The 12,100-nt window shown below is 43.0% G+C and carries 10 protein-coding genes; all 10 read left to right on the top strand.

Going from position 1 to position 12,100, the window contains the following annotated elements; all coding sequences use genetic code 11:
• Positions 1-493: 493 nt before the first annotated feature.
• Positions 494-1,615 carry an alanine--glyoxylate aminotransferase family protein gene (locus R1T43_RS10735; protein ID WP_317348749.1) on the top strand — a complete coding sequence of 374 codons (1,122 nt, stop codon included), beginning with the start codon at positions 494-496 and terminating at the stop codon, positions 1,613-1,615.
• A gap of 249 nt (positions 1,616-1,864) precedes the next feature.
• Complete coding sequence (locus R1T43_RS10740; RefSeq protein ID WP_317348751.1) at positions 1,865-2,617, top strand: SIMPL domain-containing protein; 753 nt, start codon at positions 1,865-1,867, stop codon at positions 2,615-2,617.
• Positions 2,618-2,629: 12 nt separating this feature from the next.
• Positions 2,630-3,091, top strand: coding sequence for a GAF domain-containing protein (locus tag R1T43_RS10745; RefSeq protein ID WP_057791774.1), 462 nt, complete (start codon positions 2,630-2,632; stop codon positions 3,089-3,091).
• Positions 3,088-3,378: a hypothetical protein gene (locus R1T43_RS10750; protein WP_013784069.1), complete on the top strand. Its 291-nt coding sequence runs from the start codon at positions 3,088-3,090 to the stop codon at positions 3,376-3,378. Before R1T43_RS10745 ends, R1T43_RS10750 begins: the two co-directional genes overlap by 4 nt.
• A gap of 17 nt (positions 3,379-3,395) precedes the next feature.
• Positions 3,396-4,067, top strand: a complete 672-nt coding sequence (gene proQ / locus R1T43_RS10755; protein WP_317348756.1) for an RNA chaperone ProQ — start codon at positions 3,396-3,398, stop codon at positions 4,065-4,067.
• A gap of 2 nt (positions 4,068-4,069) precedes the next feature.
• Positions 4,070-6,109 carry a carboxy terminal-processing peptidase gene (gene prc, locus R1T43_RS10760; protein WP_211071891.1) on the top strand — a complete coding sequence of 680 codons (2,040 nt, stop codon included), beginning with the start codon at positions 4,070-4,072 and terminating at the stop codon, positions 6,107-6,109.
• An 87-nt stretch (positions 6,110-6,196) separates the two neighbouring features.
• Positions 6,197-7,531: a sodium-dependent transporter gene (locus R1T43_RS10765; RefSeq protein WP_317348759.1), complete on the top strand. Its 1,335-nt coding sequence runs from the start codon at positions 6,197-6,199 to the stop codon at positions 7,529-7,531.
• Positions 7,532-7,554: 23 nt separating this feature from the next.
• Positions 7,555-9,036, top strand: coding sequence for a Na+/H+ antiporter NhaC (gene nhaC, locus R1T43_RS10770; RefSeq protein ID WP_211071889.1), 1,482 nt, complete (start codon positions 7,555-7,557; stop codon positions 9,034-9,036).
• 33 nt (positions 9,037-9,069) lie between these two features.
• The gene (gene pepN, locus R1T43_RS10775; protein ID WP_317348762.1) at positions 9,070-11,718 is read left to right on the top strand and encodes an aminopeptidase N; all 2,649 of its coding nucleotides are present in this window, start codon (positions 9,070-9,072) and stop codon (positions 11,716-11,718) included.
• A complete protein-coding gene (locus tag R1T43_RS10780) occupies positions 11,696-11,938 on the top strand; it encodes a DUF2835 family protein (RefSeq protein WP_211071887.1) in 243 nt (80 codons plus the stop codon). The genes pepN and R1T43_RS10780 overlap by 23 nt, the downstream gene beginning before the upstream one ends.
• Positions 11,939-12,100 lie beyond the last annotated feature (162 nt).

Below are 12,100 nucleotides of genomic sequence, written 5' to 3' on the forward strand. Positions count from 1 at the left end.
GCCTATTATTCCTCTTTATCTCCCCTTAATTTTAGCGCTCTGCAGCAGAAAAATTTTGTATTTTTCATAAAAAATGCCCAGAACATAGGTTCTGGGCATAGGGGAATGGCTCATTGCTGAGCCGTGCGCTAACTATTGCAAGGGAGAAGTGCATGCAAATTCTTTCAGACGGACATTAACTATAGTCCATATTTGTTTATTTTATAAACTAAACATTGTGAATTTTATTTTACAGAACCCCTGATCCAAATAAAATAATAATAACCTTTGAATAATCATAGGCTTCATACTGGTCGGAGTTTTTGAAATATTTCAATTCTTCTTTATCCTCATGATACGCACGGGTTATCCACATCTTGCTCAAGATAAGCCTAGTTATGGCGCAAGGCGTTTCCATTCATATCAGTTATGTTCATAACAAGCTGTTGTACCTAGCCGTTAAGATTGTAAGAATGCAGATACGCTATTGTTACTATTATTGTTAAGGACTGATATGCAAACGCACTCTACTTTTCTTCCGCCTGAGCGCACGTTAATGGGGCCTGGTCCTTCAGACGTAAACCCTCGTATTCTCAATGCGATTGCCAGACCGACTGTTGGCCATTTAGACCCGCTATTTATCGAGCTTATGGATGCCACCAAACAGCTTCTTCAATACGCATTTAAAACTGAAAATGCATTAACAATGCCTATTTCTGCTCCAGGTTCTGCGGGGATGGAAGCTTGTTTTGTTAACCTTGTTGAGCCCGGCGATAAAGTGCTGGTATGTATTAATGGCGTGTTCGGCAACCGTATGGTGGAAAATGTTGAAAGATGCGGTGGTCAAGCCATCGTGATTAAAAATGATTGGGGTAAGCAAACCGATTTAAACGCGGTAGAAGATGCACTTAAAAAAGATGCCGATATCAAAGTGCTTGCTTTTGTACATGCAGAAACGTCAACCGGCGTGAGAAACGATGCAAAACGTTTATGTGAACTTGCAAAACAGTACGACTGTTTATCGATAGTAGATGCCGTAACCTCTCTAGGCGGTATTGAGCTAGACGTAGATGGATGGGGCATAGATGCCATTTATTCTGGCTCTCAAAAATGTTTAAGCTGCGTGCCGGGCATTTCACCGGTATCGTTTAGTGACCGGGCAGTGCATGTTATTCAAAACCGCAAAACTAAAGTACAAAGCTGGTTTTTAGACATGAACTTAATTGTTGGCTATTGGGGGAAAGGGGCTAAGCGCGCTTATCACCATACCGCACCAGTAAACAGTATGTATGCATTTTACGAAGCCTTACTTATTTTAAAAGAAGAAGGCTTAGAAAACGCATGGAAACGTCATCAAACTGGTCATAACGAGCTGGTGGCTGGACTAGAAGGCTTAGGTCTCTCGCTTGCCGTAGATGCCGAATATCGTCTACCTCAACTTAATGTAGTCAATATTCCAGACGGTGTTAATGACGCTGAAGTTCGCTCAAGATTACTCAACGATTTTAATTTAGAAATTGGTGCGGGTTTAGGTGAGTTCGCAGGCAAGGTATGGCGAATTGGATTAATGGGCTATGCCTGCAAACCTCGCAATATCGACCATTGCCTCACCTCCTTACAAAAAGTATTGAAATAATAGACTGAAATTTGGTGTTCAAGCATTCAAAACACCAAAAGTGGGCCATCGAGCCCACTTTTTATTTCTGCCCTTGATTTCCGCGATTCATTTGCCGTCTAAAGCAAAAAAAATTTAACGCTTTTTATTAAAACTCACGTATCTGTTAAATCGCCTGTTTTATGAATGATTTAGTTGCGGTTCATAATACGTTCACTTACCGTTACTTATGATTTGCCTGAATTAATGATAATGAACACGGAGTTTTGAATGAATTCAATCAATAAACTAGCGGCGCCTTTAAAACGTTTTAACGTACGCAAGAACGCACGCAAGCGCTTATCACCGATAGTATTATTAACGGGTATCGTCGCCACAATGCTAAGTACGGCATCAATAGCGCAACAGCAACAACAGCTTATTCATGTTCAAGGTACAGGCGCAATGTCAGTTACGCCAAATGCATACTCAGTTACCTTTGTTATTGAAGAACAAGGCGAAACCGTTGGAAAGCTTAATACTACCCTTGCGTCGGATTTACGATCTGTTGTTAGCTTTTTGCTAGAGCAGGGTATTGAACGTAACGACATTCAATCTATGCAGGTTCGTCTAACACCAAGATACGTGAACAGTCCTAACGGCCGAGTGCAAGAAGGGTTTACGTTAAGTCGCGAAATATCAGTGACTGATTCCAATATTGAAAACTATGATAAAGTGTTGGACGGTGTACTAGGACGCGGTGTCGATCGTATTCAACAATTTTCGTTTGTGAGTACAACGCAAACCAATGCATACCAAACAGCTTTAGTCGCAGCGGTGAAAGACGCGAAGGCGCGAGCAGCACTTTTAGCGAAGGAATTAGGCGTTGAAGTGGGCGAAGTAGTTGCAATCTCTGAATCTGGTGGCAATATGCCCGTTCCAGTTATGCGCGCAGACGCGTTTGCCAAAGAAATGTCTGTTTCTTTACCAGGGCAAGAAACCGTTGAAGCACGTATAAACGTTAGTTTTACTATTATTCAATAGCAGGGTAACCGTTTGAAAGAAGAACAATACGCCCAGTTAATAAGCCAGGCGAAAAGCCTGGTTGCTGGTGAGCACGATGTCATTGCCAACATGGCAAACATCAGTGCACTACTTTTTAACCATCTCGATAAGGTAAATTGGGCTGGTTTTTATTTTTATAAAGAAGCGCAGTTAGTGTTGGGGCCTTTCCAAGGACAACCCGCTTGCATCCGTATTCCTATGGGGAAGGGTGTGTGTGGTACTGCCGCTGAAACCCGCACAGTACAGCGCATTGCAGATGTTCATGCCTTCTCTGGCCACATTGCTTGCGACGCCGCTTCAAACTCCGAAATCGTCATTCCTCTTGTGGTAAATGGCGAACTAATTGGTGTTTTAGATATCGATAGCCCAGAATTTTCTCGTTTCGACGAGCAAGATGAGCTCGGGTTGTGTAAAATAGCCGATATACTTATTGAATCTCAGCAATCGTTATGAAATACAACGTTGACATCCATGTAGTACTATCTACTTATGAAGATATGGAAGACAATCATGATGACCCTGATGAAGCGTCAGAACGATTAAATTTCGTACTTCACGCAATTTATGATAGAGCCGATGAAGATATTGAAACCCATCGGCTTGAACAATTATTGCAACACGGTTGGGAGTCTTGGCAACAAGATAAACATTTATTAGAAATTGATGATGACGAATTACTCGATTGGGTTGACCACGCGCTGGCAACTTGGGATGATGAGAGTAATGAAGAAATCTCTTGAATAATTTAGAAAGTTTAATGGAATCACCAGAAAAGTTTACTAGCAGTAAGGAAGTTATCGCTTTCCTTTCCGAGACCTTCCCTAAATGCTTTAGTATTGAAGGCGAAGCCCTACCACTTAAGATTGGCATCTTTCAAGATTTAGCCCAGCGTTTAGAAAGCGAAGAACGAGTGAGTAAAACATTACTCCGCTCTACACTTCGCCACTATACAAACAGCTGGCGCTACCTCTACAGTATCAAAGAAGGCGCAAACCGTGTCGACTTAGATGGTGTTGAAGGGGAAACTATTGAGAAAGAGCATGCCGATCATGCACAGAAGCAGCTAGAAGAGAGCAAAGCGAAAGCCGCCGAAAAGCGCAAAGCTAAGCAAGCTCAGCAGCCTCAAAAGAAAGAAAAACGTCAATTTGCTCGTCCGAAATCTACTGGTTCGGCGCCTGCAGGCAGCAACAAAGAAGGCCAGCAGGGAACTAAACCGAAAATTCAGAGACCAACTAAGACACCACCGGCTAAATTGACTGATGCCGATATGCAACAAGGTACGAACGTAACGGTTAAATTAGGTAAAACACCTATGCCAGCCGTTATCACCGAAATTGCCAAAGACGGTATTCATGTTCAGTTAGACTCAGGTATGGTGGTAAAAGTAAATGCAGAAGCTTTACGTTTGGCACGCTCCAAGAGGTCGTAAATATGAAAGATATCCTTCGAATTTCCATTGCTAGTGCATTTCTTACCGTTGGGGTAGGCGCTGGTGCAGTCACCACAACCCCAGATGTTGAAGAGCTTCCCGTTCTTCAACAAGAGACACAGCATAGTGTTGCTGCAAAACGCGTTAGTGCGTTATTTACCCGCGCTCACTATAAAGAAATTTCGTTGGATGATGTGTTATCGGCACGAATCTATCAGCGCTTCATTGAATCTTTAGATCACAACAAGCAAGTCCTTTTATTGTCTGATGTGGTAGGTTTCGAAAAATATCGAAATGCTTTTGATGATGCGTTGAGCAAGGGTAACCTTTCTGTTGCGTACAACATGTACAATGTGAGCGCGCAGCGTCGTATCGAGCGCTACGAGTTTGCATTAGCTGCGTTAGAGAAAGGGCCTTTTGATTTTGAAAAAGCCGATGACAAGTTTTATTACGATCGCGAAGAAGCCGAATGGCCTACAAGCAAAGATGAATTAGATGAGATTTGGCGTCAACGTGTTAAGTACGACGCATTAAACCTTATTCTTGCTGATAAAACGTGGGAAGAAGCAAAAGAGCTTCTTGAGAAACGCTACACACGCTCTATCAAGCGAACTAAACAAACCAAAAGCGAAGATGTATTTCAAATTGCTATGAATGCATTTGCGCGTACCATCGAAGCTCACACGAGTTATCTTTCACCGCGCAACGCTGACCGATTCCAAATGGAAATGAATTTGGAATTTGAAGGTATTGGTGCAGTACTTCAAAGCGAAGAAGATTACACTGTAATTAAAAGCGTAGTGCCAGGCGGTCCTGCCGATGAATCTGGGGCGTTAAAGCCTGAAGATAAAATTGTTGGTGTGGCTCAAGAAGATGAAGAGTTTGTTGATGTCGTCGGCTGGCGTTTAGATGAAGTTGTAGAGCTTATCAAAGGGCCAAAAGGCAGTGCGGTACGCTTGCAAGTTCAAAAAGGCGCGACAGATGCGAAAACCATGTCTGTAGTTAGCCTTACTCGCGACAAAATTAAGCTTGAAGACCGAGCTGCACAGTCTGAGGTTTACACGCCTGAAACTGGACCCCATGCAAATCAGCCTTTAGGTGTTATTACTATTCCTAGCTTCTACAACAACCTACACGCCGATGTTGAAAAGGAAATAAACAGCCTTAAAGCACAAAACGTTAAAGGTATCATTGTAGATTTGCGCGGCAATGGTGGTGGTTCTTTAACAGAAGCGACTTTGCTTACCGGTCTTTTCATTGAAAAAGGGCCTGTGGTACAAATTCGTTACGGTCAAACTAAAGTTAGCGTCAATCGCGATACCGACGGAAAAGTATCTTATGATGGGCCGTTAACGGTTTTAGTAGACCGCTACAGTGCGTCGGCGTCAGAGATTTTCGCCGCTGCAATGCAAGATTATAACCGCGCACTCATTATTGGTGAACAAACCTTCGGTAAAGGCACCGTTCAACAACACCGTGGTTTAGGTAAAATTTATGACTTGTACGACAACCCATTAGGTAGCGTGCAATTCACCATCGCTAAGTTCTATCGTATTGACGGTGGAAGTACGCAGCACAAAGGGGTAGTGCCTGATATTCTTTATCCTTCAGCAATTGAACCTGCTGACTGGGGTGAAAGCCAACAGGATAATGCATTACCTTGGGACAGTATTAACCGCGCAAATTACACTACATTTGCTGACGGCCAAGCTGCGCTGGACGTATTAACGGCGAAACATAATAAACGTATTATGCAAGACCCTGAGTTTTCTTATATTCACGACGATATTGTTGAGTACAAAGAAAACAAAGATAAGAACTTTATTTCGTTGGTTAAATCTGAACGTGAGTCAGATAAAAAAGAAGCTGAAGAAAAAGCACTCGAAAGAGCCAATGAACGTTTACAGCGTATGGGTAAAGAATTAGTCAAAACACTTGATGACCTACCTGAAGATATGGAAGAGTTAGATCCGTTCTTAGATGAAGCTGCCAACATTACTTTTGATATGATAGAAACCGGCAGATACGCAATAACACATTAAAGGTTGATGACAGAGGGCTGGTCAGTGGCCAGCCCTTTTTTTGTGTCTGATATACCTATACAACAATAATAAATAAAGGGAAATCACATGGCTATCAGAGGCGAGTTTTCTTCTCGAATCGGGTTCGTGCTCGCAGCAGCGGGTTCAGCAGTTGGACTCGGTAATATTTGGGGGTTCCCCACCAAAGTAGCAACGAATGGCGGCGCTGCTTTTGTTCTTGTTTATTTACTTCTCGCGTTTGTTCTTGCATACCCCGTTCTTATGGCTGAACTCATCATTGGACGAAGTTCTCGTTCTAACATGGTGGATGCGCTAGGCAATATTTCTGGCAATTTTATTGGTCGTGCAACCGGTATTTGGGGATGTATAACAGTCTCACTTATCTTGGCGTTTTACGCCATCGTGGGCGGTTGGATGCTTGTTTATTTCGCTGATTCTGCCGTCAATATGGTGGGGTTACAGTCTGCAAGTGATTGGTTGTTAACCTCATCGGTTACGCGTAACATTATTTTTTGTTTTATTTTCATGGCGTTAACTGCTTTTATTGTTGTGGGTGGTGTTAAGGCGGGTATTGAAAAGTGGTCGGTTAGGTTAATGCCCACACTGGTAATTCTTATCCTAGCCTTGATCATTTATGTCAGCTTACAGCCGGGAGCTTCTGATGGTTGGAGCGCGTACTTAGTTCCAGACTTCACGCGCATCCTCGACCCCGACTTATTAATTGATGCTATGGGCCAAGCCTTTTTCTCAATGTCATTAGGTGTGGGTACCATGCTTGTTTACGGTTCATACCTAAGCAAAAAAGAAAATTTGCCCACCATTGGTGCTTCCGTTGCGTTAGTTGATATTGGTGTAGCCGTTATTGCCGGTATGCTGATTATTCCAGCCATGTATGTGGCACTGCATAATGGTGTAGAAATCTTTACGCCAGAGGGGGCTTTAATTCAAGGTGACTCGCTTATTTTCAAAGTGTTGCCGGCCTTGTTTGATACAATTGGCGGGGTAGGTGTGTTTGTTGCATTCACGTTCTTTGCGTTAATGGCGATAGCCGCCGTTACCTCTTCAATATCAATGCTTGAAGTACCTGTAGCATACATGGTGGAAAGCAGAGGCTTGGTGCGCAAAAAGGCGGTAGTGACAATGGCAGCCATTATCTTTGTACTAAGTTGCATTATTATTCTTAATTTTAATGCACTGTTTGGGTTCGTTATTGCCCTTACCACTGAGTACAGTCAACCACTACTTGGCTTAGCGCTATGTATATTTGCCGGTTGGGTGTGGCGCAGAGATGCCATACTAGCAGAGCTTAAAGAAGGTGATGCAAACGCAGAGCAAAGTTTGTTTTGGAAGATTTGGCCTTGGTATGTACGCTTTGTTTGCCCGGTTATTATTGCGCTAATGTTTTACCGCTCAGTTTTTTGATTTAAGGCTTAAGAATAATAAAAATGACAACGACTAAAGAATTAAAAGAACCTTCATTATTTGACGCGCTTATTCCCATTGTTGCCCTTGTACTTATGATGGGTAGTGCGGTTTATTTATTTGCCGATAATTCATCGTATGGGCCTAACCAAATTGCCTTATTACTGGCAATGGGTCTTGCCGCCATCATTGGTATGAAAAACGGTTATAGCTGGAAAACCATCGAAAAAGGCATTGTTGATGGAATCTCAATGTCGCTCGGTGCGTGCTTAATTCTATTGGCCGTAGGTTCGCTTATTGGTACGTGGATGTTAGCCGGTACAGTTCCTACGCTTATTTATTTTGGTCTAGAGCTATTAAACCCTTCATTCTTTTATGCTGCCGCCTGCTTAATTTGCGCCGTGGTTGCTATGAGCATTGGAAGTTCTTGGACTACCGCCGCTACAGTGGGGGTTGCACTGATGGGCGTGGCTGCAGGTATGGATATGTCTGCTGCGATTACCGCCGGTGCTGTTGTGTCAGGTGCTTATTTCGGCGATAAAATTTCTCCGCTTTCTGAAACCACAAACTTAGCACCCGCCGTGGCAGGTACCGATTTATTTGAACATATTCGCTACATGCTTTGGACTACCGTACCTAGCTTTATTCTAGCGCTTATTTTGTTTGTAATATTGGGCTTTAGCGAAAGCGGTGATGCTAAAGCAGATCGCATCGAACAAATGCAGTTATTGTTAAATGAGTCTTTCGATTTAAGCTGGTATTTATTAGTCCCCCTTGTTGTATTGCTAACCCTTGCGGTTAAGAAAGTGCCTGCGTTTCCTGCTGTGTCTATTGGCGCATTATTAGGTGCAGTATGGGCAGTGTTATTTCAAAGTGATGTAGTTGCTAGCATGGCAAGCCCTGACGACAGTGCCAGCATTGGTGCATTAAAAGTGGTTTGGACGGCCTTGTTTGACGGCGTAAGTTTCTCAACCCCTGATGAAAACTTGAATAGCTTGCTTTCACGAGGCGGTATGTCGTCTATGCTCAATACGATATGGTTAATTATTTGCGCTATGTCGTTTGGCGCGGTACTTGAGAGAGTAGGGCTATTAAAACGTGCAGTATCCGCTATTTTGTTAGGCGCTAAGTCGGCCGGTGATATGGTAAGCAGAACTATTCTTACGTGTTTCGCGACCAACTTGGTAACGGCCGATCAGTACATCTCTATTGTGATGCCAGGGCGCATGTACAAAGAAGAGTATGAAAAGCGTGGTTTGCACCAACTAAATCTATCTAGAAGCCTTGAAGATGGCGGAACCTTAACATCGCCACTTATTCCTTGGAACACGTGTGGTGCCTATATGCACAGTGTGCTGTTGGTAAACCCATTCGACTATGTTTTCTATGCGTTCTTTAACGTAATAAACCCAATTCTTGCTATTATCTACGCCTACTTAGGAATTAAAATTCTTCGCCTAACACCTCCAGATTATGCAAAGCAACCTGGCGAAGCAAACCAATAATAGTTGCGTAGAATTTCTGTTTTAGGAGACTCTATGTCAGTTACAGCTAAACGTCGGGCGGATTATCTTCCGCCCGCTTTTTCTATCCCGTTAGTCGACCTGACTATTTCATTACATCCCACAAAAACTGTGGTAAAGAGTAAACTTAGCGTTAAGCGCTCGCTTACTAAAGATACGGTTAAAGACACAGAAAAAAATGACGGAAACAAAAAACAGCCCCTCATCTTAGATGGGAATAAGCTGTCACTTGTTTCTGTTCATATTAACGGTACACCTTTTAGTGATTACACCTTAGATGATGAAACGTTAACGCTAAATGTAGATGCCGATGATTTTGAATTAGAAATTGAAAACCACATCGACCCAGAACACAACAAAGCACTAGAAGGCTTGTACCTTTCGGGCGGTGCTTACTGTACGCAATGTGAAGCAGAAGGTTTTAGGCGCATTACCTTTTTCCCAGACAGACCCGATGTATTGTCCGTCTATACGGTGAAAGTCATAGGGGATAAATCGTTCCCCATGCTGTTATCAAATGGTAACCCGGTAGAACGTGGTGAAAACCCTGATGGCACGCACTTTGTTACGTGGCACGATCCTCACCCTAAACCCTGTTATTTATTTGCATTGGTGGCAGGCGACTTCGATTTATTAACCGACACTTATACCACCACCAGCGGTAAAGAAGTTGCGCTAGAGTTATATGTCGACAAAGGTAAGAAATCTCAGGGTACATTTGCCTTAGCGTCACTAAAGCGTGCCATGAAATGGGATGAAGACGTGTTCGGGTTGGAATACGACCTCGATATATACATGATTGTGGCGGTCGACTTCTTTAATATGGGCGCAATGGAAAACAAAGGCCTGAATGTATTTAACAGCAAGTTTGTTCTGGCCGACCAAGATTCTGCAACTGATGATGATTTCTTTAATGTAGAAGCTGTTATCGCTCACGAATACTTCCACAACTGGACTGGAAACCGTGTAACGTGCAGAGACTGGTTCCAGCTTAGTTTAAAAGAAGGGCTAACGGTGTTTCGCGATCAGCAATTCAGTGCTGACATGACATCGCCGCTAAGTAACCGTATTAAGCATGTACGTGTGATGCGCGAGCACCAGTTTGCAGAAGATGCCAGTGCAATGAGCCATCCTATTCGCCCTGAAGAAGTTATTGAGATGAATAACTTTTATACGGTGACGGTATACGATAAAGGCGCAGAAGTAATTCGCATGTTCCATACTCTTTTAGGGCCGGAAGGTTTTAGAAAAGGAATGGACGAATATTTCCGTCGTCATGATGGCCAAGCAGTCACGTGCGATGATTTTGTTTCTGCCATGCAATCAGCTACCGAGTTAGATCTTACGCAGTTTTCTCGCTGGTATAGTCAATCTGGTACACCGCAAGTATCCCTTGCTCACAACGTTACCAGCAATGAAACGGGTTATGTACATACCTTCACCGTAACGCAAAATACGCCTAGTACAGCAGATCAAAGCGAAAAGCTTCCTTTGTATATTCCTGTAGGTTTTGAGGTTATCGATGAAGACGGTAATCGATACCGTGATGATAGTGGTATTATTCAGAACGACTTACTCATCGTCGATGCACCTGAAGTCACGATTACTATCACCTGTGATGCGAAGAAACTAACCCCAGTACTACTTGGTAACTTTTCTGCCCCAGTAAAAGTACATAATGAGCTAGACACCGCTTCATTACTTACTATATTTGCCCACTCGCAAGATGCATTTAATCGTTGGGATGCCATGCAGACTTTATATAACCGCTGTATCAGTGAGTTGTATGAAAACCCAACTGCTACAATAGACAGTGGTATATGGGCGGGTATTCGCGCTGCAATAGACAGCGAAATCGACAATATTGAGCTTTTAAGTGAATGCTTAGTAATACCTTCATTTGAAACCTTGTGTCAATCTCGAAGCGATATTAGTGTGCAACCACTCATCGATGCACGAAAAGCGTTTTGTCGTCAGTTTTCTACCCAGTTGGAAGCAGTACTTCTAAATGCGTTTAACGGTATAGCCACACGGGCCTATAGTTACCAGCAAGATGCCGTTAATGCTCGCCGCTGCAAAAATGTATTGTTGTCTCATTTGGCTCGATTACCTCAGCATCAAGACTTGGTGATATCGCAGTTCGATATGACCGACAATATGACCGACACCCTAGGTGCCCTTAAAGCAGCGCAATCACTACCCACAGAAGCCTTTGAAAGCTTAATGGCTAAGTTTGAAGAAAAATGGCGTCACAATCCTTTAGTGTTGGATAAATGGTTTGCCCTGCATGCAACGCAGCCTCGTGAAGATATATTGGCTACCATCACTATGTTAAGCGAGCATCCTCAATTTAGTCTGGGTAATCCTAACCGCGTACGTTCATTAATTGGGAGTTTCGCGTTTTATAATAGCGAACGCTTCCATAACCTTGATGGGGAAGGGTATAAGTTTGTAACTGACTACCTCATAAAGCTTGATGCGCTCAACCCTCAAGTTGCAGCACGAATTGTGACTCCACTGATCCAATGGCAAGGGTTTGCAGAATTCCATCAGGCATTGATGAAAGCACAGTTAGGTCGATTGTTAAATCATAAGGGCTTAAGTAAAGATGTGTTTGAAAAAGTGAGTAAAAGTTTGGCGTATGACAACCATTCAAGCCACTGATACCGTTTATTACTTCTCAGTTAATGTGCCTTACATTCAATGTGAGGCACTGTACTCTGGTGCTGTGCCTACCGTCGTTATGGTGGCGGAAAATGGCACTAGCGTGCAAGTTCCGTCTACCAGAATAAAACAGTTTATTACCTCCCAAGGTGTTGTGGGGCGTTTTCGCATGATTGTAGACGTCAATAACAAAATTAAAGCCTTCGAACGGTTACGCTAAAGCCCTCAACCTTTACCTTTGGTTGCTTTTTGTGCGTATATTTTTACGATCCCGCCAATTACTTACACCTTTCGGATAAGTTGCTTTTATAGTCCCCACAAAGCAATAACTATTTGATACGATTAATGTTGTAAATTTTGTTAACTGGTACGATTACTTCTT

Source organism: Alteromonas sp. CI.11.F.A3, assembly GCF_032925565.1.
Taxonomy (GTDB): domain Bacteria; phylum Pseudomonadota; class Gammaproteobacteria; order Enterobacterales; family Alteromonadaceae; genus Alteromonas.